Source organism: Streptomyces sp. NPDC006510, from assembly GCF_040611955.1.
Classification (GTDB): domain Bacteria; phylum Actinomycetota; class Actinomycetes; order Streptomycetales; family Streptomycetaceae; genus Streptomyces.
Genome location: NZ_JBEXPH010000007.1, coordinates 75680 through 99754, shown reverse-complemented (window position 1 = coordinate 99754; position 24075 = coordinate 75680). Strand labels below are relative to the sequence as shown.

Here is a 24075-nt window from a genome sequence, read left to right as displayed (position 1 = left end):
CCTACTGCGTGGTGGTGTCCGACGATCGAGCATGTGGCGTGGCCGCGGCCAGTTTTCCGGCGAGTTCCCCGATCCTCGACAGGAGTTGTTCAGGCGTACGGGAGAGGTCGAGGCTGTGCTGGTACAGGCGCACTCCTCGCCGGTCCTGTCCGGTAGCCGTGCCGTGCACCTCGTGGAAGCGCTCCGGCTGTCGTCCCGCCGCGTACACGAGGTGGGCCTCGCGCAGGCCGAGCACGGTGGCGTACGCGAGGGCCTGGTACAGGTCGGCGTTGAGCAGCCCGTCGGCCTTCTCGATCTTGTACTTGGCGTCGACCACGGCCACGGGGGTGCGACCGTCCCCGGTGCGGACGACGAGATCGGGACGCATCCTCACCAGACCCGCGAGGTCGAGGTGGTGGGGGTCCTGGAGCCGCGCGGTCAGGCCGTGCTTGCGAAGAGCCTCGCGCAGTGCGACCGTGACGAAGTCCTCGAACAGCTTGTTCATGTCGAGCAGGAAGCCGTCCATGGCGAGTGGTTCGGCCCCGGCCGGCCGGTGCTCCGGCGAGGTGCCGCGCAGGACGGCCTCGGCGAGCCGCAAAGCGGGCTGATAGCGGGAGTTGAGACGCGAAGGCTGCCAGAGCGGTAGCTCCTGCCCTCGCACCAGCGGCCGGACGTCGGCGAGACGCAGACGCTGATGGGCGAGGCGCCGACGGACCGGACCGGGGACTCCGGGCAGCCGCAGCAACTGCTCGACGGCGGCGCGCAGTATGCGGTTCTCGGCGGTGTCGGTCGTGAACGCGTCGTACGCGATCTCCACGGGCGGTGTCCGGCCGAAGTGCCGCCGGATCTGTTCGGCCTCGCGTATCCGCCCGCGCACGACCAGCGCGGTTTCCTCCACTTCGCGGTAGCCCTGGAGAACCCCCTGCCGCAGAGCCGCGTCGATCTGCCGCTCCACGGCGTGCGCGAGCGCGGGTACGACGTCGTCGTGAGCACCGGTGTCGACGGTTCCTTCCCGGCTGTCGCGCCAGGCGCGTGCCGGGTCGAGAACGAAGCCGAGGAGGAAGAACAGTCGGCTCACCGGGGTCTTGGGCGTGATCCGCAGGACCGGACCACCGGGAGTGCGTACGGCGCCGACCCGGCTGCCCGCCCGCAGCAGCCAGTGCCCCTCCCGGCGGGGGTCCGGGGTCACGCTCTGCAGGATTTCGGCGGCGGCAAGGGCCCGCCCGGCCTCGGCTGTCAGTGGGACAGAGAGCGCGGGCCCGTACTCGCGCAGCGTCACATCCGGCACGGTCGCGGTTACGGTCGCGGTCACGGGTGCTGCTCGCGCAGCGAGTCGAGTCCGTAGCGGGCGGCGACGTCGAGCCCCTCGCCGTAGTGATGCTCCTCCAGCAGCGGGAGGATCTTCGTGCGCCAGGTGCGGTCGAGACCGCCCTCGCGGTACACGCCCGGCTTCATCAAGTAGGAGGGCCCGATGGCGAAGTCCGGGTCGTCTATACGGGCGTTGAGAGCGTCGAGAAGACGAGCGGGTTCCCCGTCCCTGCCCTCGCTCTCCAGCCACCGCGCGAGCAGCCCGGCGGTCGGCTCGGTACGGGGGGAAAGCTCCACGAACGCGAAACGGCGCCGCATCGCCGCGTCCACCAACGCGATCGACCGGTCGGCGGTGTTCATGGTGCCGATCACGAACAGGTTGGGAGGCAGCGCGAAATCGTCTCCGGAGTAGGTGAGACGGACGGACCGCGTCCGGTACTCCAGCAGGAAGTACAGCTCACCGAAGACCTTCGCGAGGTTGGCCCGGTTGATCTCGTCGATGATCAGGAAGTGCGGGACGTGCCGGTTGCCCTCGCGGGAGGCGAGATCGGCGAGTTCCCGCAGCGGCCCCGCCGTCAGCCGGAAGGCGACCTCCCGGGTCTCGTCGTCCTCCACGGGACGAAAACCCTCGAAGAAGTCCTCGTAGGCGTACGACGGGTGGAACTGCACGATCTTGACCTGCTCGGGACCGCCGCCGAAGTGCTCGGCCAGCTTCATCGCCAGATAGGTCTTGCCCGTGCCGGGCGGGCCGTAGAAAACCAACTGCCGCTCGTCGACGATCAGTTCGCGCACGTCGTCGAGCCATTCCTTCTCGTGGACGAGGAGGTCGGCGGCGAGGGCGTCGGTCACGTCCGGCAGGACCAGCTCCCGGGGCACGGGCCGCTCGGTGACGGGTTCCAGGGCGGGGCCGGCGGACGCGGCGGGGCCGACGAGTCCGTCCAGCGCCTCCAGGACACCGGTCAGGTCGACGACGTCGTGCTGCACGGACAGCTTCTGCTGCACGGCCTCCGGCAGTTCCTCGTACGGGTGGCTGCCGGACTCCCAGACGACCGCCCGCCGCAGATTGGACAGGCCACCGGGGGAGCCGGTCTGCACGGCCTCCCCGGTGATCCGTCCGAGATGGAGCCGGCCGTCGCCTATGGTGACCACCGTGTCGCCGACGCGCATCTGCGTCAGGAAGCCGTGCAACTCGTCGACGAGACCGCGCTTCTGGTTGTACGAGGCCGCGCCTTCGTACCCGTCCTCGACGAAGCGACGAAGCGTGCTCTTGGTCGGATCGCTCTCCTCCAGGGGCGGCAGATGCGCACCGGCGAGCGAGACGATCCCCTCCTTCAGCCACAGCTGCCGTACCAGGTTGTGTCCCGAGACGTTGTTGCCGCGCACCAGCCACGCCTTGCGCGGAGCGCGCCAGGCGGTGGACAGGTAGTCGGCGAGCGGATGGCCCTCGGCGGTCCGCCAGGACTCCGGCCCGGAGGCGTGGTAGCCGTACACCAGCGCGGCTGCGGAGGAGGAGGAGTTGCACGGGATGTCACGCGTCGCCACCCAACGCGGCGGCGCCCCGGGCCGGTCGGGTTCCACCGGGACGTCGATCAGCGCGCCGCTCGCCCGCAGTTCCGCACGGATTTGGCGTCGGTGCGCGTGGAGACTGGGCGATGCCTCCGCCACCACGAACGATCCCTCGTGCAGGAGGAACTTGTTCGTGCCGTTCCCGCCGAACTCGGTGAGCAGGTGCCCGTGCGCCTCTCCACCGTCATTGGGGAGCTTGAGCCGGAAGTCGGGCGCACCGGGGAGACGGTCGGGCTGTGACATGGGTGACCTTCCGTGCGGGGTGAGGTCTGCGTGAGTGTCGCACAGCCTACCTGTTGACACTGTCAATCGATTGTTGCGGTGCCACGCGCGATCGGACGGGGGCGGTTTCCGGACGGAGTCCTGCCGGTGGGCTCATCGGCGGCTCACGGCGGTCAGTTCGGCCCGGACGGTCTTGCCGCTGGGCGGATGGGGAAGTGTCTCCCAGCGGTCGGAGAGCGCGGCGACGAGTGCGAGGCCGCGGCCACCGGCGTGGAGCGCGCCGGACGCGGCGTCCTCATGCGGGAACCGGGGCGGGCGTTCCCCACGGGCGTCGGTGACGTCGACGCGAAGGCGGCCAGGCGAGGCGTCGAACCTGAGCGTCAGTCGAAAGCTCCGGCCGGGCACGAAGCCGTGGAGGACGGCGTTGGCGGCAAGCTCCGCGACTACAAGTTCGGCACGCTCCGTGAGGTCCTGCGGGGCGCCCCAGGACCGCAGTTGGGTCACGCCGAGAAGCCGGGCGAGCCGGGCGCCGCGCCGCGTGGACGACAGCAGCTGGGTGAAGACGTGCTGCGAAACGGCCAGTTGGGGAAGGGGTTGGTTCATGGCGTCATCGTGGCGGCCGGATATGGCCGGATGCGAGCGCCGCACCACGTACGCGGAGTCAGCGTACGGGCACATTCGGTAGGTGGTACGCGGGGTCGGCTGTCACGCTGGGTGGTGAACGTGACGGCGGCGAGGAGCTGCCGCGGGTGCGGGTGCGAAGAGAGGAGCGGCGGATGGACATCGTCGAAGGGGAGGCGGCCGGGGCTGCCGAAGCCGGGACGGCCCAGGCGGGGGAAGGGGAGCGGGAACCCCACCCGTCGGACAGTCTGCGTACGTTCGGCGCGGTCGTCCAGGCCCTGCGCGAACACGCGGGACTCAGCCGGGCGGAGCTCGGCGAGCTCGTCCAGTACTCCAAACACACCGTGGAGTCCGTCGAGCTGGGCCGTCGCATGCCGGACGAGGAGTTCGTCGAGCGCGCGGAGGGGGCGCTCGGCAACACAGGCGCGCTTCGCCGGGCCGCCTGCCACCTCAGCCGCGGCGAGGTCGGCCTTGCGGCATGGTTCAGGCGATGGGCCCGGCTGGAGCGGAAGGCGGTGAGCCTGTGCACGTACGAGTGCCGACTGGTGCCGGGGCTGTTGCAGTCGGAGGCGTATGCGCGGGCGGTGTTCGAGGGCACGATCCCGCTGCGGACCGACGACGAACTGGAGGACCAGCTCACCGCGCGGATGGAACGACAACGGATGATGCGGGAACGGCCCACGGTGCCGTTCAGCTTCATCGTCGAGGAGCACGTGTTCCGGCGGCGGTTCGGGGACGCGGAGGCGATGCGTGGGCTAGTGGACCACGTGCTGGAGCGGAGTGCTCCGCGCAATGTGACGCTTCAGGTGGTGCCGTTGGAGGCGGGGTTGCATACGTGCCTCGACGGGCCGGTGCGTCTCCTGGAGACCCCTGCGGGTCAGCGGCTCGGCTACTCGGAGGGCCAGCAGAACGGTCGGCTGATCTCGGACCGGAAAGAGGTGAGCCTGCTCTGCCAACGCTATGAAACACTGCGCTCGCAGGCCCTGAGTCCCAAGGAATCCCGGGACCTGCTGGAGCGACTGCGAGGAGAGCTATGAGTAGCGGTACGACGGAACTCGCCTGGTTCAAGTCCAGCTACAGCGGCAGCCAGGGCGACGACTGCGTGGAGATCGCAGTCGCCGAAGAGGCTGTTCACGTACGGGACTCCAAGGACCTGGCGCGCCCGGCCTTCGTTGTGGGGCGCGCGGAGTGGGCGCCCTTCGTGAGGTTCGTGTCGGGCGCCTCGGAGGTGTAACCGAGCGCGGCACGGTTGATGAAGCGGTCGCCGAGGTCGGGTTCCGGCCTCGGCGCCGCCATTTTGGGCGCGTCCTTTTTAGCTGCGGTCTTCTTGGGCATGGCTTTCTTCGTAGTGGGTTTCGCGGCCGCCTTCTTCGCGGCATTCTTGGCAGCCGTCGTGCCGCGCGCCTTGAACTTCTTCCGCAGTAGCGACAGTTGCTCTCTTTCCTGGACGGCCTGATCGGTGGGCAGGGCGTTGACGAGAACCCTGGCCCGGTCGAGCTCATAACGCGCCAGGGCCCAACGCTTGCCGTTGATCGCCATACGAATCACATCGAGGCACTGCTGCAACGCCTTGACCTTCCCCGCCTGCCGTCGAGGTATCGGGGACTCCGCCCCACTGCTCCGGCGCTGCCCGGCAGCACGCGTCCCCCATCCCGCGCCCGAGGTCAGAACGACCGACGTGCGCGGGTTACTGGTCTGGCTTCGGCGTACCACGGAGTGCTCGGCTCCTTGGGCGTGATCAGGCGTGGCGGGGGCCGTGGCCGGGGGCCGGGGTGAGGGTGGAGCGGTAGGTGCCGGACTCGCCCTCGGTGAGCGGGGTTTCCAGGGTGAGCCCGGCGGCGGCCATGCGGTCGTACTCGGCGAGGATCAGGTTCTTGGTGCGGTACTCGCCGTGCGCCTTGATGTCGTTGTCGCGGGTGACGTTGAAGGTGTCCAGGATGTACGCGGTGTCCTCACGGGTGATGCCGTAGAGGTGGAAGAAGAGAGCGTCCAGCTCGGCACGGATGACGGCGCGACGGTCGGTGTCCCAGCGGAAGGGGGCGCCGGTGTCGCCTAGGTCGCGGGCGAAGGAGGCCATGTCGGTTGCGGTGTAGGTGAGTTCGAGGAGGCGGGGGGTGATGAACTCTGTGTGGGGCGCGAGCTGGTCGGGGGTGGGGACGGGCGCCTGCTGGATGTACCCGTAGGTGAGGTGTGTGCCGCCGATCTTCTGGCGGACGGAGTAGTCGCAGACCATGGACGACCAGACAGCGGACAGCAGAGGGGCCCGGTCTGGAGAGGTAGGGAAAGCCAAGGGGTAGGGGTGGCCGAAGCCGTGGGCCGGAGCAGCCGCCGCGATCAGCGTGCGCTCATCGCTCGCTCGGCAGATGTCACGCCAGCCGAAGAGCCACTCTCGGTCCCATCCCTTGGCGGCCAGGCGGCTGCGGACACCCGACTCCATGGCGGGCTTTCCGCTCTTGTCGACTTCCCCGGTCGGAACATCCTGCTCCGGCACCCAGTAGCGAGGCAATGGTACGGCGGCGGCGACCTGGTGCTGTTCCATGGTGAAGCGCGGGAGGGTGCCCTTGTTGAGCTGCTTCTCCGTGGCGTTCTCGTACGTGGAGAAGTGGTGGTCGTAGTGGTGCAGCATTTTCGCCTCGTACAGCGGGAGCAGGCGCTCCTCGTCGCGCACGAGCACATTGCCGTCAAGGTTCCAACCGGTCTTGAGGAGGTCGTCGAAGGTCTCGTTGTCCTGGGCGGAGGGACGGAACAGGTGGGAGTCATTCGACATGTGGAACATGGTCATGAAGGAGATGTCCCAGGGGTTTCCGCCAGCCTTTTTGGTCTCGTTGATCAGGACCGGAATCCGGCGGTAGATCCCCAGAGTGATGTCTGCGTCCCGCTTGTGGCTGAACACAGGGCAGGTTCCGGTGTTCGGGTTCATGGCCAGGATGTCCTCAGCTGCCAGCAGGTAGCTCCGATCGGTGATCTGCTCGGGCTGCCGTACCTTGAACACCATCCGAATCGGTTCATCAAGGTTGCCTGAGCCGCGCAGCAAGAACAGGCAGAACCGCAGCTGGTTGTGGACCTCGGGGAAGACCTTGTCCTCGTTCTCGAAGTCGTAGACGGCGGCGAGCTGGCCCTTCGTGACGATGTCCTTGAAGAAGAACTGCGTCGTTGCGTCCGTAGCGATCCCCGTCGGCACAATCACGCCCGTCCGCCCGCGTGGCCCCGTCAGCGCCCGGTCCGTCTCCGTGAAGACGGCGTACGTGTTGATGTCGCCGCGCCCCGTCAACGGGAAGCGGGCGCTGACGCGCAGGAAGTGGCTCTCGCCCTCCGCGCGCCGCTTGGCGGCCTCGAACTCGGCGTACAGGTGCGCGCCGTCGCGGTCGTCACGCAGTTCGGAGATCAGGCGCTTGCGGGCGGCGGCGTTCTTGGCCTCAGCGATGCGTGGGTCACGCTGGGCGAAGAACTCCTGCTCCTGGAGCTTCACGCGCTCCCACGGCGGGTTCCCCACAACCGCGTCGAACCCGCCGGCCCACCCCGTACCGCCCTGCACACCAACACCCGACTCCGGGACGGCGAATACCTCCGGGAACTCCAGGTGCCAGTGGAAGAACCGGTACTGGTCCCGCAGCCGCAGGATCTCCTCGTGCGTCGCATCCGACACCGAGGACTGGTCCCGGCCCCGCAGCGCCCGGAACACCTGGTCGGTCGGGGCCTCCGGCGCACCCGCGTGCTTGGGCCACACGAACGCCGCGCACCAGGCGTCGGCGGCGTGGAGGTCCTGGACATACGCTGACGACTCCACGTACACCCGATACGCGGCCTCCTGGGCGTGCACGTCCTCCAGTGAATCGGCGGGGGCAGCGGTGATCCGGGCGAGCTCGACGGCGTACCGCTCGTTGCCCGGCAGGGGCTCCGTGTCGAAGAGGAGTTCGTCCTGGCCGCCGCGCTGGGCCTTGTTGCGCTTGACGAGGCCGGAGGCGTGCTTCTTGTCGTCGCCCTCGATCGGCTTGAAGGCGTCGTCGGGGACGCCGTCCGCCAGCAGCTTCGGTGTCGCGCCGATGAGGCCGTTGCCGTGCTTGACGTGGGCGTCGAGGAAGCCGAGCGCCTTGCCCGGTTCCATGGCCTCCAGCCACAGGGAGACCTTGGCCAGTTCCACGGCCATCGGGTTGAGGTCGACACCGTAGATGCAGCGGGCGACGACCTCGCGCAGGGCGTGGCGTACGGCGCCGTCCGTCGGCTCCGGGTTGTGCTCGCGCACCGAGGCCACCCGCTTGGCGATACGCCGTGCCGAGGCGACGAGGAAGTGGCCGGAGCCGCACGCCGGGTCGCAGACCGTCAGGGACAGCAACTCGGTGACGATGTCGTCGGCCGGGTCGGGGCGGCCGGCGGCGGTGGCCCGCTGGTCACCCCGCTTGAAGGCTTCGTCCAGCACCGGGTCGAGCGTCGTGTCGAGCAGGCACTCGATGAGCGAGGACGGGGTGTAGTAACTGCCGGTCGTCTTACGGCTGTTGCCCGCCACCTCCACCAGCTCGAAGGAGCGGTCCGCCGCGGAGTGCTTCGGCTCCAGCTCAAGCAGGGACTCGTAGACCGAGCCGAGCTCTTCAGCGTCCAGGTGGCGGTAGTCGACGGGCCGCCAGCGCCGGGCGCCGGGGTCACGGACCTGGGCGAGGTGGCGGACGGCGGAGAGCAGCGACTCGTTGGACAGCTTCAGGCCGTCGAGCGGCGTGTCGGTCTCGGTGTGGGAGAACAGGCCGCCGAGGCCGGGCAGGGCCAGTTCGGGGCGGCCACCTTCCTTGCCGAGGGCTTCGAGGACGATGCGCAGGGTCTCGTACTGATCGCCGTGGGCCGTGCCCTGGCGGCGGCGGGCGCGCTCGCGCAGCCGGGCGGAGGAGAAGTAGCGCTCGTACGCCTCCCGCCGGGAGTCGTCGGCCTCCGGGTCGAGCAGGGCGTCGCGGTCCTCGGCGACGAAGACGAACAGCAGCCGGTAGACGAGGCGCAGCAGGGCGTCCCGGAGGGCCTTCGGGTCGGTGTTCTCCCGCAGCGTGCCGTTGTCCGGGTGGCGCAGGAAGCCGGTGCCGAGGACGGTCAGGGCGTTCTGGACGCCCAGGCGGAGCTGGTCCAGGGCGCGGGTGCCGGAGGTGACGGCCTCGGCGCGCCACTTCTCCAGCCAGCACCCCGATGCCGCCGTCCCCTCCGCCACCGCGAACCGCGACGCGTGCAGCAGGCTGTACAGCAGCACGAATTCGCTGAACAGCTCGCCGTCGAAGAGGGCTTCCAGGTCGAAGTCGACGTAGGCCGCCGTGGAGAAGGACGACGAGTCGCGCAGCAGGCGCAGCCGGCGGCCGTTGGTGACGATCGCCCACAGGTGGGCCTCGGTGCGGTTCAGACAGTCCTGGACCATCGACTGGGGCGGGACCTGGCCGGGGGCCGGGCGCTTGTCGAGGTCCTGGTTCCAGGGGACCTGGTGGATGAGCGCCGGACCGTGGCGGTGCGAGACCGGGAAGCGCTTGTCCGGGTCGGAGTCCGCCGGAATCCCCGCCGCGCCGACCTCCGTCAGCGCGCCGAAGTCCAGCTTGCGGAAGAGCTGGGCGAGCCAGTCCGTGCCGGCGCGGCCCGTCGGGTCGGCGGCGGGTGCGCCGGTGGCCGGGTCCGAGGGCAGCGCGGCGCGCAGGTCGCGCCAGAGGGGCTTGAGGTACTCCCAGGCGCGCTCGGCCTCGTTGCGTACGGGCACCGAGGCGGGCAGGCCGTAGTCGGCGGGCTTGGTGCCCGGCAGGTTCCGGGCCTCCGCGATGCGCAGCAGCATGTCGGAGGGGAGCAGGCCGCCGACCGGGGTGACGGCGGTGAAGGCCAGGGCGGTGCGGGTGGCGGCGGACATCAGGCTTCGGCTCCGGACACGGTAGAGGCGGACGCGGCGGGGGCGGGCTGCTGCGGCAGGTAGACGTAGACGCCGAGGACGTCGGCGGGCTCCTGCGGGACGACCTTCAGGCCGCGGACGATCTCCTCGTTCGCCTTGCGGACCCGGCGGTGCGAGGCGTCGAGTTCGGCGGCCAGACGGGTGCCGTACTCGGTGAGGTGCGCGGCGAGGTCCGGCAGGCCGTTCAGGTCCTTGGTGATCTGGTTGCGGACCAGCTGCTCGTGGGTGTTGGCGGTGGCGCGGGCCGCGAGGAGGGCGGCGGTCGCGTCGTCGTCCAGCCAGCGCGCGCGCGACGGCATCCCCTCGTACGCGAGCAGACGGGCGTCCTCGGCGACCAGCTGCCGCTCGCCGCTGCGGGACGGGAGCGTGAGGTGGAAGCGGTAGCGGACCAGCAGGAGCGTGGTGCGTACGGTGACCGCGTCCGTGGTGACGACGCCGCAGCGGCGGGCCGGCCGGGGGCCAGGAGTGTTCGCGTCGAGGGCCGAGTCCAGGACGTACGAGGCGATGGCGCCGATCACCGGGTCGGTGCGCACCAGGGCGGCCTCGCCGCGCGCGATCGCGGGCGTGGCGCGGAAGGGGATCTCCCGGTCCTCCTCGACGAGCCGTCCGCCGAGCGTGGCGGCGAGCGCGTCGCGCAGGCCGGCCGGGGCGCCACCGGGCTGGGCCGTGAAGTCCCCGCTGCCGTCACGCGGGTCACGGACCAGCGTGTCCAGGCCGCCCAGCGCCTCCAGGGCGAAGTCGCGGACCTCCTCCGCGCCGCCGAGCGCGGCCCGTACGGCGGCGACCTCGCGCGCCACCTCCTCCGGGTGGATCGCGCGCTGGGCGTACTTGGAGCGGGACGTCTTCTCGCGTTCGGCGGCCGAGTTCCACTCGCGCTCGATGCGGTCGAACGACTCCTGGTGGCTGTCCAGTTCGAACAGGCTCTCCTGGCTGCCCTGCCGCCCGTGCAGCAGCAGCCACTCCACCACCGCGTCGGTGACGCCGGAGGCGGTCTCGTCGGGGACGGAGACGGAGATGCCCAGGTCCTTCATGATCTGCCGGTGCTTCATGAACAGCACCTCCAGGACCTTGCCGTCGATGCCGTTGTCCTCGCCGAACATGGTGATGACACGGACCTGGTCGCGCTTCTGCCCGTAGCGGTCGACACGGCCCTCGCGCTGGTCGTGGCGGGTGGGGTTCCAGGCCAGGTCGTAGTGGACGACGGCGTCGAAGTGGTGCTGGAGGTTGACGCCTTCGGAGAGGCAGTCGGTGGCGATCAGGACGCGGCGGACGGCCGGGTCACCGGCCTCCTCGGCGGTTTCGGCGGCGAGCTGCTCGATGCGCTCCAGGCGCTGCTGCGGGGACAGGGTGCCGGTCACCGCGGCGATCCTCGTCCTCTTGCCGAGCTTGCCCTCCAGCTGCGTGGCGAGGTACTCGGCGGTGGGGATGTAGCGGCAGAAGACGATCGGGTGATAGCCGTCGGCGATCAGGCTCTTCAGATGCCGGGTGAGCGCCTTCAGCTTCGCGTCCCCGGCCGGGCCGACGAGCTCGGCGGCCCGCTGGGAGAGTTCGAGCAGCCGGGCACCCGCCTCCTCCGACTCGGCGGCGCCCGGCGCGACGTCCATGCCTTCGAGCCGGTCGTTGTCGGCGGAATCGGCGGCCACCGGGAAGCCCAGCGCGTCCGCCTCCTGCGCGGTGCGGGCGGCGGCGGACTCGGAGCGGGTCTTCAGGGTCTGCGCGGCGGCAGCGGGCGAGGACACCATCGAGCGCAGCAGGGCGATCACCGACCACCAGGCGATCCGTGCCTCCCGCCTGCCCTGCTCGCCCGCGGTCGCGACGCGGTCGCGCGCGTACGCGATGGCGTCGTCGAGCAGCGCCCGGTAGGCGGGCGTCAGCTTGTACGGCTCGTCCTTCGTCCAGCGGTCGGACGGGAAGGCGGTCCGCTCGGCCAGGGAGTCGTCGGCGAGCCCGTCCTCCTTGGTGAGGTAATTGCGTACGTCGGCGCGCTTGCGGGCCACGAAGTGCTCGGCGAGCCTTGCCCGTCCCGCGGGGGACTCCAGGTCCAGCGTCGCGAGTTCGGGCCGCACCAGGCCGAGCAGGTTGCGGAACGCGGACTCCTTGCCGGAGTGCGGGGTCGCGGTCAGCAGCAGCAGATGCCGGCCCATGTCGGCGGAGACCTTGCGCAGCAGCTCGTAGCGGAGCTGGTTGGCGTGGGAGGCGGAGCCCTGAGTGGTGTCGTCGGCGGCCACGCAGGAGTGGGCCTCGTCGACGATCACCAGGTCGGGGCAGTTCCGTACGAAGTCCTCGCGGTGCCGGGTCGACTTGATGAAGTCCGTCGAGATGATCGTGTACGGGTATTTGTCGAACAGGGACTGGCCCAGCTCCAGGCCGCGTTCCAGGCGCGACACCGTGGAGGCCAGGACCAGTTCGGCGTCGATGGCGAACTTCTCCCGCAGCTCCGACTGCCACTGCTCGGCCAGCGCCGGGGAGCACAGCACCGCCAGCCGGGCCGCCTCGCCCTGTGCGAGCAGCTCCTTGGCGATCAGACCGGCCTCGACCGTCTTGCCGATGCCGACGTCGTCCGAGATCAGCAGCCGCACGGTGCGCTGCCGCAGCGCCATCAGCAGCGGGACCAGCTGATAGGCCCTCGGCTCCACGGCGATCGAGGCCAGCGAGCGGAACGGGCCCGCGCCCGAACGGAAGCCGATACGGAGCGCCGTGCGCAGCAGACCGGCGGACCGCTGGTCACCCAGGTCGTCCGGGCCCGGTGCCGCGAATTCGGCCGGGCGCACCTCCTCGAAGGAGGGGAAGACGGCCGCGATGTCGTCCTCGCTCCCGCCCAGGGGGCGCAGCACCAGCATGTCGGGGGCGCTCTCGGGCAGCACCACCCATTCCCGGCCACGGGCGGCGACCAGGGAGCCGGCTGTGTACATGAGGCTCATGAGATGTCCCAGTTCCTTGGATCGAGCGGGGGGTGAGGCGAGCGGGGGTGAGGCGATCAACGCAGGTGGAAGTAGGTGGTGTTGTGCTCGGTGATGGCGTCCCAGTCCGCGTCCGTCGGGAAGCGCAGGACGTCCCAGCCGGCCTCCTCCAGGCGGTAGCCGGCCTCGATGTCGCGGGTCGAATCGGCCGCCCGGCCGGGGACGTCGACGAACACGGCGAGGTTGGCACCATTCAGGCGGAAGACGAGATCCGGGCAGGCCCCCGCCTCCGGGACGAGGACCTTGACCTCGTCCGGCAGCCGGAAACCCTTCGCCCTGAGCCAGCCGAGCAGGTCGCCGCTCGCGACGAGGGCACCCAGATCCGTCTCCAGCGGGGTCGCCGCGGGCGCCGCGGCCCTGGGCGTTTCGGTGTCGCTGTTCGCTGCCGGGGCCAGCCTGCGGAAGCGTTCGCTGCGGGACTCGCCGCGGTCCTCCCGCTCGGTACGGGCGGTGGCCAGCCGCGCGAGCAGTGGCTGCGCGCTGTACCGGCTCAGATTGCGGTGGTGCGTCTGGTTGGCGTAGGTCAGCAGACAGGCGTAGCAGCCGCGGGCGCACTTCTCGCCCTCCGCCGGACCGCCCTCGTCCTCGCCCGTCTCCGGGTCGAAGTGGCAGATCTCCAGGGCGGTCCTGGCGGCCCTGGCGAGGGCGTCCTTGTCGTGCTGGATGCGCCGCAGCACACCGGCGCCGCCCTCGGCCGCCTCCGTGAACAGGATGCGACGCCGCGGGCCGTCGTCCGGAGGCAGCAGTTCGGCGGTCAGCTCGGAGCCCTCCAGCTCGAACGCGGCCTCGATACCCCGCTCCAGCGCGTACAGGAACGACCACGCCACCGGCTCGGGCTGCGGTTCGTCCAGGGTGACCACGAGGATGTTGCGGCGGTCCTCCACATAGGGCAGGACGCGCTTCTTGCGGCGCTTCTCGTTGCCGTCCTCGTCGACCACCGGCATGCCGGTGCCCTCGATGGCGTCCGCGGCGGCCCGGTCGTTGAGCCAGCGGCCGTCGCCGAGATCGAGCCAGTAACCGTCCGGCTCGCCCTCCTTGTCGCGGACCCGGCCGAGGTTGGTGATGCGGACGGTCGCCGAGTCGCCGTAGTCCAGATCGAGGACCGGCGCACCGTCGGTGTCGGTGACGTGCGAGGTGAGGCGTCCCTTGCGGGCGCCGTGGTCCTGGAACGCGTACGAGGTCTCCAGGCGGAAACCGGCCCGGCGGCGCTCCTCCTCGTCGGAGGAGATCCGCTCGCGCGGGGTGGTGTACACGGTGTGCAGGTGGAGCAGGCCGGTGCGCTTGGCCCCCAGGGTCTCCTTGCACATTGCGCACACGTCCACACCGGGCTCGACGACGTGGTGGTAACCACAGCCGTCGCAGCGCCGCGCCTCCGCCGTCGCCAGGTCGCCCGAGGCGTCCGGCGGCAGCTGGACACGGGTGACCTGGTAGCGGGCGCCCTCGTGGTAGATGAGCGCGCCGGGGCCGAACTCCCGGATCGCGAGGAACCGGGGACGCTGCAGATAGTCGCCGTCGGCGTTGCGACGGTTGCCGGAACGCGGGATGTACGCGGCCAGCGGAAGCCGCGGGAAGCTGTAGCCGGGCAGGAACCCCTCGGATGCCAGATAGCGGTACGGATTGAAGTCGCTCATCACCGACTTGCTGTCGGACGAGCGGTTCAGCAACAGGTTCGTCTGGGTCTCGGCCTCGCGGCGCCGGGTGCGTGCCCGGCTCTGCTCGCCCTGCGAGAGCGTGTGGTCGACGACCCGCTTGTTCTGCTCGTACTGATCGACGACGGAAGCCCGGAACAGCTCGCGCCACCGCTCGAAGGATTCGTCGAACCAGTGCGGCGCCCGATCGATCCGGTCCTCGATCCACTCGTCGTACCACCAGGTGGTGGCCGCGAAGTCCGCGATCAGCGGGGCGAGGACGGTACGGGCGGCGGCGACCGCGCGTCGGCGCGCGCCCTCGTCCAGGGACAGGTCGCGGATGTGGGGGAGGAGCGGCAGCGGCATCCGCGGATCGGGGCGGTCGCTGTCGTCGGGGTCGTAGGCCACGTCGACGACGTCAGGGATCGCGATGCCCAGCTTCATCCCGGTCTCCGCCAGCCAGATGCCCTGGAGGTGGGAGCGGACCAGATCCTCGTTCGCGAGGTCCAGACGCGGGGGCGCCACCTGCCCGGACACCATGTCCTGGGAACGGCGGAAGTAGTACTGGTCGTGGCTGTTGCCCGTGGCGCAGTACGTGGTCACCAGCGCGGGCTGACCGGAACGGCCGGCCCGGCCCGATCGCTGCGCGTAGTTCGCCGGGGTCGGCGGCACATTGCGCATCAGCACGGCGTTGAGCGAGGAGATGTCCACGCCCAGCTCCATCGTCGGAGAGCAGTACAGCAGGGGCAGTTCGGCCTTCCGGAACTCCTGCTCGCGCTCCAGCCGGTCCTCCGGGGTGACCTGCGCGGTGTGTTCCCGGGCGAACAGTCCGGCCAGCTCGGCCGCCGCCGTCCGGTACAGATCGCGGAAGAACGGGTTGACGCGCGGGCCCTCACCGCTGCTGTACGTGCGCGCCAGCGGGTCGACCGCACCCCGCTCACCGTCCCCGGCCCGCCAGACCAGGGCTGCGGCCGACACCCGGTAACCGGTGCGCTTCTCGGTCGCCCGGCGGCGGAAGGCGGGGCCGGAGTGCTCGGGGGCCGCCTCCACCTCGCGCACCAACTCCGCCTGGAGCAGCACCTTCAGCAGGTCCCCGATGACGCCCTGGACGTCGTCCAGCGACAGAGCACGCAGCTCGGGCATGTTTCGCCGGAGGTACTTGCCGAACTTGCCGCGGGCCGACAGGAACAGCGCGGAGCGCTCCATGCCCGGCCTCGAACCGTACGGGTACGCGGTGCCGACGGTGGGCTTGTCGCTCTCGCTCAGGACCCACGGCCCGACGAGGCGTTCCTCGCTCGCCCGCTGCAGGGTGTCGAAGTCGTCGCGGAAGTACTGGACGTCGATGGCGAGGGCCCGCCGCATGTGGTCGAGCAGCGTGCGGGCGACCTCCTCGCGCAGGGCGGGGTCGGCGTCGCGCAGGACGGCGTGCGCGGACTGCCAGCGGTCCGGCTGGGCGGCGATCCAGTCCAGGTCCTCGTAGTCGATCCGCAGCAGCCCCGTCTGTTCGAGGTTGGGCATCGTGATGCGCCAGCCGCGTTCCAGGTCCCGGTAGAGCCGGTACCCCACGACATCGCGGAAGGCCTTCGTCGCACGGCGTTCCATGGAGGGAGCAAGGGAGGCACCCCCGGCGTACTCACGGGGCGACAACCCCATCACCCCGGTCACCGCCTCGGCGAGGTCGTCGTGGCGCAGCCCCTCCTCACCCGCCTGCGCCGCGGCCTGGTACAGCGCGCCGCGCAACTGGGTCACCTGCGCGAAGTCGTTGAAGTGGCCGGCCTGGAGCGAGGCGTCCTGCCGGTTGTCGACGAAGGTGAGCAGCTTGCGCGCCTCCTTGCCCAGGCTCTCCTCGGGCACCGCGCGCAGGGACTTCACGATCGACGCGGAGATCAGGGAGGTGGCCGAGGAACGCCCCTCCTGGTCCAGGGTGGCCAGCTTGGCGAAGTCCCGACCGCGGGTCTGCTCGTAGGAGACCTGGCAGTGCACGCAGAACAGGAACGGCGCCGGGACGAATGCCGCCACCAGTCCCTCGCCCGACTCGTTTCCGAACGCGTCCACGACGACGCGCTTGGGCACCCGGGGACGGTAGGACTTCTTGACGACGGTCATGCCCTGCGCGTCCGGCTCCAGCCAGGACTCCGGCAACCGCCTGTCGTCCACGGCGCTCTGCGGATCGGCCGGCCACTCGTAGTCCTCCCCGGGCATGCCCAGGTACAGGTAGCCCTCGCCGTCGCGGCCGCCCGACGCGGAGGTGTTCCGACGCGGCTCGTACCGGTACGCGCCGTTCTCCTCGGAGCGCCAGACGGTCAGGTACTCCTGACCGCACTCACGGCAGAACGCCAGCGGGAACAGCGGCTTGCCGTCGCTGTCCGGCTGCTCCAGCTGGTAGGTGCGGGTGAGCGGCCGGGTGAGCGGGTCCTCCAGCGTGGTGTAGACGGTGTCGCCCTTGGAGAGGAACTGGTGCAGCCGGAAGGCGAACAGCGGCTGCTCCGTCACCGGATGCTTCGCCTGCGCACCCGCCTCCAGAGTGGTGCGGATCGCCTCGCGCACTCTCTCCTCGGGCACCCCGGACTGCTCGGTCAGCTCGGCCGCCGCGGCCTCGACGGTGCCCGGTGCGCAGCGACGGAGCCGACCCGTGCCCTCCTGGCGCTCCAGACCGAACCGGGACTCCACCCAGCGGGCCAGCGAGTCCTTCGTCAGCGCCTCGTACGAGCGGGGCGCCGCGGGCACCCTCAGCCGCTCGGCGGGCACGGTCGCCGGGGCCTCCTCGGTCGCCCGGACGAGGGTCTCGCCGATGACCCGCTTCGGCAGCACCGTCGTACCGAACAGCCGGCCGGCGACCCTGGCGACTTCGCGCTGCTGGTCCTCCCAGGAGCCCTCGGTGGACATGGTCGCCGAGGTGCCGATGCACTGCAGGGTCGCCGAGGCCCGGCAGGCCTCACGGACCCGGCGGATCAGGAACGCCACATCCGCGCCCTGCCTGCCCCGGTAGGTGTGCAACTCGTCGAAGACGAGGAACTGCAGACCGTCGGCCATACGGATCAGGCTGGACCGGTCGTCCGGCCGGGTCAGCATCAGCTCCAGCATCACGTAGTTCGTCAGCAGGATGTCCGGAGGGTTCTTGCGCAGCTCCCGCCGCTGTTCCTCGGACTCCTGACCGGTGTAGCGGGCGAAGGTGACCGGCTCGCGGCCGACCCCGAAACCGTGGCGCAGGTACTTCTCCAGCTCCATCAGCTGGGAGTTGGCCAGGGCGTTCATCGGATACACGACGATCGCGCGGACCCGGCCCCCCGCGCCCGGACCGGCCGCCTCGCGTTCCTTCAGGACGTGGTCCACGATCGGGACGATGTACGACAGGGACTTCCCGGAACCGGTGCCGGTGGTCAGTACATAGGAGTCGCCCGCCTGCGCGGCCTCGATCGCCTGCCGCTGGTGGAGATGGAAGGTGAGCGGACGGCCGTCCGGGCGCGGCGAGGTCTCCTTCTTGTCCGCCTGGAAGATCTCCGCGCACCGGGGGTGCAGCACGCCGTCCCGCACGAGGTCGGTGACCTGGCCGCCGTCGGCGAAGAACGGGTTCAACGACAGCCACGGGTCGGGCCACTGCGACTTCGCCGCCAGGTCGTCCTTGACGAAGCCGTCGATCCGGGCGTCCCGGAACACCGTCGCGCTCCGGGTGAAGTTCTCGTACTCACTGATCAGGTCGGCATGGATACCGAAGACGTCCATCGTCTCGGGCAGGCGCGGCTTCCTGCGCGGCACGGGCGCGGGTGCGGCCGGGGTGCGCTCCGGCAACAGAGCCCGCAGCCGCGCCACCGGGTCCATCACCTGCCAGTGCGGAGCCAGCAGTGCGGCGGTGTCGTCCGGCGCGAGCGCGAGCGGGACCAGCGCGTCACGGACCAGAGCGGCGTTCTCGGGCCGGAGCTCGGCGTCCTTCTCCAGAAGCCGGTCCACGAGCCGGACCAGCCCGGCGGGCAGGTCCGGGCGGACCAGGGTCAGCGACGGCGGCTGCTCGTGCTGGTGCTGCTCGGAGAGCTCGTACGGGGTTCTGGCGGAGAACGGCGGCTGCCCGACCAGCAGTTCGTACAGGATGCAGCCGAGCGCGTAGAGGTCGGCGAGGGCGGAGACGCGCTCGGCGCGGAACTGCTCGGGCGCCATGTAGCGGGCCGTGCCGACGCTGACACCCGTGCTGGTCAGGCGCGTCTGGTCGGGATCGTCGACGATCGAGCCCATGCCGAAGTCGAGGATCTTGACCGTGCCGTCCTGGGTCAGCATCACGTTGGCGGGCTTCAGGTCGCGGTGGACGACCCCGGCCGTGTGTGCGGCGGCGAGACCGGAGGCGATCTGCGCCCCGACGGCGGCGGCCCAGGAGACCGGGAGCTGGGGCTCTTCGCCGATGAGGTCCGCGAGAGTGTGCCCGTCCAGCAACTCCATGGCGAGGTAGGGCAGACCACTGCCGCCCGGCGCTCCGTCGACGCCGCCGTCGAACAGCCGGGTGAGGTTCGGGTGGCCCTGGGAGAGCATGCGCATGATCCGCACTTCCCGGCGGAAGCGGTCGATCTCCTTGTTGGATCCCGAGGTGTCGACGGCGATCCCGGTCCGGCCGCGCAGCACGGTCTTGACCGCGACCTCCCGGTGCGGGGAGTCCGGGGCGGCCCTAAGGTCTTCGGCCCGGTGTACTTCGCCCATGTTCCCGCGCCCCACGATTCCCGTGATCCGGAACCGCGCGTCGACCGTCTCCAGGCTCACTGGCCCTCCCCCCGTTCACCTGTCGCGTACATCCCGCAGGAGTGTACACCAGAATCCTATCGGACGAGGCTAAACAGATGTGTTGACAATGTCAACATGGTTCGGCGGGGTGTGTCCGGTGGTATGGCGGGATCGGGCAGGGGGTACCGCAATGGTGTGGTCGGTGAACGCGCAAGTGAGAATGACGAGGTGGGCTCCACAACCCCAGCTCTCTCTGGGCAGGTAAGGCCCCTGGCAGGCACCGACTGCCCGGCTACGATCGTCCCATGACGACCTCGGACACCCCCCAGCCGCCAAAGATCACGGAGGAGCACTTCCTCGACACGGGCACCGGAGTCGAGGCGGAGACGGAAACCGAGGACGCGCCCCCGGAGATCGAGCGGCCGTGGAACCCGGAGCAGATCCGGGTCAACACCAAACAGTTCTCGTTGCGCAACGTCTTGGACATGATCGAGGACGATTCGCTGGAACTGGCCCCGGACTTCCAGCGCGGCCAGGTGTGGAAGCCGGTGCAGAAGTCGAGGCTCATCGAGTCCGTACTCCTGCAGATCCCCCTCCCCGCCTTCTACTTCGCCGAGGACACGGACGGGCTCATGCGCGTGGTCGACGGCCTCCAGCGCCTGTCGACCATCCGCGACTTCGTGCGCGGGGGAGAGGAGCTGGGATTCGCGCTGAAGGGCCTGGAGTACCTGCAGAGCGCGGTGGAGGGGAAGCGCTTCGAGGACCTCCCTGCCCCATGGAAGAGGCGCATCTACAACACTCAGATCGTCACCAACGTCATCGACCCGACGACTCCGTCGGACGTCATGTACGACATCTTCAAGCGCATCAACACGGGCGGTACGCCCCTGAACGCTCAGGAGATCCGGCACTGCATGAGCAAGGACCGCAGCCGGACCATCCTGCGGGAGATGACCTCCACGGCGGAGTTCAACGCGGCGACCAACGACATGGGTGGTCATATCCGGATGAACGACCGGGAGATGGCCCTGCGCTTTGCCGCGTTCTGGCTGATGGGCGCGGACGGCTACGCGAAGTACGCTGCGATGGACCCCTTCCTCCAGCGCACCACCACCATGCTGGACAACGAGAAGGACGTCACCCGGGCCAGGGTCGAAGACCTCATGACGGCCTTCCGCAAGGCCATGGTGAATGCCCGTCTGGTCTTTGGTGACCAGGCGTTCCGCAAGTGGCCGCTGCGTCAGTCCGGCCGGAACCCGATCAACCGGGCACTCTTCGAGGCCTGGTCGATCACCCTCGCCGAGCACGAGGCCGCGGACCTTGAGCGGCGCCGCGAAGAGATCGTCGCCTTCGCACGCGAGCTGATGACACACGACTATCGTTACTTGGAGGCCATCACCTCCTCCACGGGCGATGTCCGCCGGGTGATGTACCGGTTCGAGGCCACTGCCCGGATCGCGGAGGGTCGGTAGATGATCACCGACCTGCGCGTCCGGTACTTCAAACGCTTCGCCGACGAGTCCTTCGGCCTGCGTCCCCTCACCGTGCTCACCGGACTCAACGGCACCGGAAAGAGCACCGCCATCCAGAGCCTGCTGCTGGCCCGGCAGCTCGTGGACGCACCGGCCGGCCAGGTGGTGCAGCTCAACGGCCCGTACGGACTCGCCCTGGGCGAGGCACACGAAGTCCTTCACCCGGACGCCCCCGACTCCACCATCGAGATCGAGATCGTCGGCGACCATGCGGAGTCGCCGAGCGTGCACCGATTCACGGTCCCCGACGAGCAGGCGCTCTACCTGCGGGTTGCCGACGAGGGCGGTCGGCCGCCGGCGGCACTGTGCGGCAGGGGAAGCGCGTTCACCTATCTGTGCGCCGAGCGTCTCGGGCCCCGTGATCAGCTGGGCGTCTCCGCCGAGCATCCCGATCTCCTCGGAGTTGGCGTGCAAGGGGAATACACCGCGCAAGTGCTCGCCCTGCATGAGACCCGGGCGGTGTCCGAGCCGCTGCTCCACCCATCGACCTGGAGCACGCACAACGTCACTACCCTGCGCACACAGGTGGAGACCTGGGCCTCCGACATCATCCGCCCCATCAAGATCACCGCACAGTGGCCGCCCGGGATCACGGCAAGCACCATCCGCTTCCAGGAGCCGGGCCTGCTGAGCGAGCCGATCCGCCCGGCCAACATGGGCTTCGGGTTCTCCTACGCCCTGCCTGTGATCGTCGCGGGTCTTCTCGCCGGTCCCGGGGACCTGTTGATTGTCGAGAACCCGGAGGCGCACCTCCACCCCGGCGGCCAGTCCAAGCTGGGCCGCTTCCTCGCCCGGGTCGCGGGGACCGGTGCCCAGGTGATCGTGGAGACGCACAGTGACCACGTCCTCAACGGCGCCCGGCTGGCCGTGGCGGAGGAGCAGAGCCTGCGGCCCGAGGACGCGGTCGTGCACTACTTCGGCGAGGAGGAAGCCGGTTCCGTGTCCATTGAGTTCACCGCCAAGGGCGAACTGACCGAGTGGCCGCGGGGCTTCTTCGACCAGATCGAGCAGGACCTGGGGAGGTTGGCACGTGCGAGGCGCAGGGGGCGGTGAGCCGTACCGGATCGTCGTGGACGAGTCGTCCTTCGACTTCCGGGGGCTGGCGGAGGAGCGGTTGACGGACCTGCTGGACGATTTCAGCGACACGCTGGAGGAGTTATCCGAAGAGCAGACGGTTGCCGTCTCGCCGTTCTGGTGGGATGTGGAGTGCGCGGACGACCGAGCGGTCTACGACGTGCTGTACGAGGGGGAGGCGCCGCGGGCCGGGCGGGACGCACGGTTGAGGATGGTCAGACTCATGGACCGCTGCCCCACCTGGGACACGGACCTCCCCGGCCTGCCCGACCGCGTCGAAGTGGCGGGCACCGACCGGGACCTCGCCTGGTCCCTCTGCTACGCCTGGTGGCAGGCGCGGCAGAAGCGCCACGTCGCATGCCTGGTCTTCCCCGCCGAAGACCGCCGCGGCTGGCTTCCGGTCTCCGCCGTCGGCGGGGCGACGGGTGAGCCGATGGCCGAGGAGGTATTCCACCTCGTCGAGGCCCCCGCACTTTCCGAGTTCTGGCGTTCCCTCTTCGAGCGGGAGAACATCACGGAGCAGAACTTCTTCGACCACGCCCGCCGGAGCTTCCCGGGGCTGGTCTTCGCCGACTCCCTCTCCTTCCGCAAGTTCGACGGCACCTATCCGGAGATGCGCGACTGGGTCGCACGGCTCCTGAGCGTGGTGCACGACCACTTCGCCGACGCCATGGCCCTGCACTCGGGGCAGCCGCACCAGGTGCAGGCGGAGCTGGGGCGCTTCGGCCTGGACCTGTCTCCCGAGAGCCCCAACACCCGGTCCAAACCCGCGATCATGAAGCAGCGGGACGTCGACCACGAGGGCGAGACCTACCACTGCGAGTGGCACGGCAAGAAAGAACGGCACCGCAACCGCGTCCACTTCAGTCTGCCCGAGCCCCGCCTCGGCGGTCGCATACTCATCGGTATCTTCGTGGATCACCTGGACACCTGAGCGCGGGGGCGGCCGCGGTGTGTCGTCGCACCTCGTTTCCTGCTTGCATTTCGGCAGGTTGATCAGGTGCGACGGCATTACAGCGCTGGGCTCTCAGATATCCCGGAAGAGACCAGGCGGCCCCGTGACCTGCCGCGATGGGTGGTTGTGGGGTGCTGACCTGCGGGGATGGTATTTTGGCTGTTTCACGGTCATGCCCGTTGATGAGGCCGGAAGTCCCAGAAAAGTCCCAGGGAACTCCCGCTACCTTTGGTCATTCTTTCGACTCTATACAGGGCGTGCGGGTGCGGTGTGGGCTGATGTTCGTGCATCGGCGATCTCTGCCTTGAGCGATCGGCAACGCGCATTTCTCGAACGGGTCGCCGCTGGTGAAGATCCCGCGGCCGGGATGCCGGGGAGAGGTGGTCGACCTATGCCCTGCGCGACCATGGCCTTCTGCATGTCAGGCGCGGTGGCGGGGGCACGCGGAGGCTACCGAGGCTGGCGGCACTGCGGTACCCGCGCCGACGGGTACCCCATGGATACGCCGCGTGTTCGAGATGGGCTACTCCCCGTGGGGGATGCGTGCGAAGCCGTCCTCCCAAGTGTCATCGTCCAGGAGGTAGGGGTCGATGATGAAGCACTTGAGCTCGTCCCGGAAGCCCGGTAGGAGGCGAGCGCGGACGATGCGTTCCTCGGCCTTCTCTTTCGCCGAGTAGATGCCCAGCAGCTTGACGTCGTCACTGTCCTGCTCATCGATGAAGACGCCGTCCTCGTCGATGTGTACGGTTACCCCGTCAGGCCCGGCTTCGTTCTGGCGGCCTACGTGCCACAGGGGATAGACGATCACGCGACCAGGCTAGCCAGAATGATCGGGTATCAGGCCCGCTCCGTCGACGCCAAGAGCTTGGAAGCGACGGCGCTTGGAAGGTCACGTCGCTGTTGACCTGCGCTTATGTGACTTAGCGGCAGCCCGCGAAAGCGCATTCGCACTGCTGTTGACTGTTGTTGTGCCCTTTTAAGGGCACGCTGTGGGCACGGCGCCGTCACGGAAGAGCAGGCAGCGGCGGGGTAGACCTCCAGGCCCGGGGTGCCGAGACCGAGCCGGCCGGGCCCGTAGCCCGACAGCCGGCACGCAACCAGCCGACCTCATCCAACCCCCCGCAACTCCACAGCTCCGTCGTCACGTTCGATCGCCCGGCGGGCCGGCTGCTGCCACGACCAGCCATGGCGCTTCAGCAGCCGCCATGTCCCCTCCACCGTGTAGCCGACGTGGAACAGCCGTCCGATCAGAGTCTTCACCCGGGCCAGTGTCCACCGCTGGTCAGCCCAGCCATGAGCGAGAGGGCCGCGCTCCAACTCCCGCTCCAGTTGGGCAATTTGGTCAGCCGAAAGCCTCGGACGCCCTGGCGATCCCTTCGACCGGACACCCTCTTCACCCCGCTCACGCCACTGACGGCGCCAGCGCTCCACCGACCGCTCGCTCACCCGCAGCGCGGCCGCGATCTCCCGGTTCTTCGCGCCGTTCTCGAAGCGACCGACCGCTTCCGGCCGGATCCGCTCTCTTGCAGCCCTCTTGGCATCGGTCAAACCGCCGCCCTGCGCGTATCTCACACCACACAGCTACCGACCCGACTCAGCCGATGTCAGGCGAACGGCCCGACATCGC

Annotated in this window: 13 protein-coding genes; 5 read left to right on the top strand and 8 right to left on the bottom strand. The window is 69.7% G+C overall.

Features of this window, described 5'->3' with window-relative positions:
• Nucleotide 1: 1 nt before the first annotated feature.
• The 3 genes from ABZY11_RS04320 to ABZY11_RS04310 form a co-directional block, all read right to left on the bottom strand.
• Nucleotides 2-1291, bottom strand: a complete 1290-nt coding sequence (locus ABZY11_RS04320; RefSeq protein WP_356477656.1) for a restriction endonuclease — start codon at nt 1289-1291, stop codon at nt 2-4.
• On the bottom strand, nt 1288-3096 hold the full coding sequence (locus ABZY11_RS04315) for an AAA family ATPase (RefSeq protein ID WP_356477655.1): 1809 nt from the start codon (nt 3094-3096) through the stop codon (nt 1288-1290). The genes ABZY11_RS04320 and ABZY11_RS04315 overlap by 4 nt, the downstream gene beginning before the upstream one ends.
• A gap of 132 nt (nt 3097-3228) precedes the next feature.
• Entirely contained in the window at nt 3229-3678 is a 450-nt protein-coding gene (locus tag ABZY11_RS04310; RefSeq protein WP_356477654.1) for an ATP-binding protein, read from the bottom strand.
• Nucleotides 3679-3851: 173 nt separating this feature from the next.
• Here ABZY11_RS04310 and ABZY11_RS04305 point away from each other — a divergent pair, with 173 nt between their 5' ends.
• Together ABZY11_RS04305 and ABZY11_RS04300 are read left to right on the top strand one after the other, a co-directional pair.
• On the top strand, nt 3852-4733 hold the full coding sequence (locus ABZY11_RS04305) for a helix-turn-helix transcriptional regulator (protein ID WP_356477653.1): 882 nt from the start codon (nt 3852-3854) through the stop codon (nt 4731-4733).
• The gene (locus ABZY11_RS04300; protein ID WP_356477652.1) at nt 4730-4930 is read left to right on the top strand and encodes a DUF397 domain-containing protein; all 201 of its coding nucleotides are present in this window, start codon (nt 4730-4732) and stop codon (nt 4928-4930) included. The genes ABZY11_RS04305 and ABZY11_RS04300 overlap by 4 nt, the downstream gene beginning before the upstream one ends.
• Nucleotides 4931-5434: 504 nt before the next feature.
• Here the strand turns inward: ABZY11_RS04300 and ABZY11_RS04295 are convergent.
• From ABZY11_RS04295 to ABZY11_RS04285, 3 genes are read right to left on the bottom strand one after another with little or no spacing between them, the layout of a single operon-like run.
• On the bottom strand, nt 5435-9556 hold the full coding sequence (locus tag ABZY11_RS04295) for a DNA methyltransferase (protein WP_356477651.1): 4122 nt from the start codon (nt 9554-9556) through the stop codon (nt 5435-5437).
• On the bottom strand, nt 9556-12516 hold the full coding sequence (locus ABZY11_RS04290; RefSeq protein ID WP_356477650.1) for a DEAD/DEAH box helicase: 2961 nt from the start codon (nt 12514-12516) through the stop codon (nt 9556-9558). Before ABZY11_RS04290 ends, ABZY11_RS04295 begins: the two co-directional genes overlap by 1 nt.
• Before the next feature lie 56 nt (nt 12517-12572).
• On the bottom strand, nt 12573-18926 hold the full coding sequence (locus ABZY11_RS04285) for a protein kinase (protein ID WP_356477649.1): 6354 nt from the start codon (nt 18924-18926) through the stop codon (nt 12573-12575).
• A gap of 266 nt (nt 18927-19192) precedes the next feature.
• Between ABZY11_RS04285 and ABZY11_RS04280 the strand changes: the two genes are divergently transcribed.
• Genes ABZY11_RS04280 through ABZY11_RS04270 form a run of 3 tightly spaced genes read left to right on the top strand, consistent with a single transcriptional unit; the run spans nt 19193 to nt 22427 of the window.
• Nucleotides 19193-20359 (top strand): DUF262 domain-containing protein, encoded by a 1167-nt coding sequence (locus ABZY11_RS04280; RefSeq protein ID WP_356477648.1) that lies wholly within the window; start codon nt 19193-19195, stop codon nt 20357-20359.
• Entirely contained in the window at nt 20360-21472 is a 1113-nt protein-coding gene (locus ABZY11_RS04275; RefSeq protein ID WP_356477647.1) for a DUF3696 domain-containing protein, read from the top strand. It abuts the gene before it with no gap.
• The gene (locus ABZY11_RS04270) at nt 21450-22427 is read left to right on the top strand and encodes a hypothetical protein (RefSeq protein WP_356477646.1); all 978 of its coding nucleotides are present in this window, start codon (nt 21450-21452) and stop codon (nt 22425-22427) included. Before ABZY11_RS04275 ends, ABZY11_RS04270 begins: the two co-directional genes overlap by 23 nt.
• Nucleotides 22428-22971: 544 nt before the next feature.
• Here ABZY11_RS04270 and ABZY11_RS04265 read toward each other — a convergent pair.
• Together ABZY11_RS04265 and ABZY11_RS04260 are read right to left on the bottom strand one after the other, a co-directional pair.
• Nucleotides 22972-23256 carry a hypothetical protein gene (locus ABZY11_RS04265; RefSeq protein ID WP_342279330.1) on the bottom strand — a complete coding sequence of 95 codons (285 nt, stop codon included), beginning with the start codon at nt 23254-23256 and terminating at the stop codon, nt 22972-22974.
• 299 nt (nt 23257-23555) lie between these two features.
• The gene (locus ABZY11_RS04260; protein WP_356477645.1) at nt 23556-23996 is read right to left on the bottom strand and encodes a winged helix-turn-helix domain-containing protein; all 441 of its coding nucleotides are present in this window, start codon (nt 23994-23996) and stop codon (nt 23556-23558) included.
• Between the last annotated feature and the right edge of the window lie 79 nt (nt 23997-24075).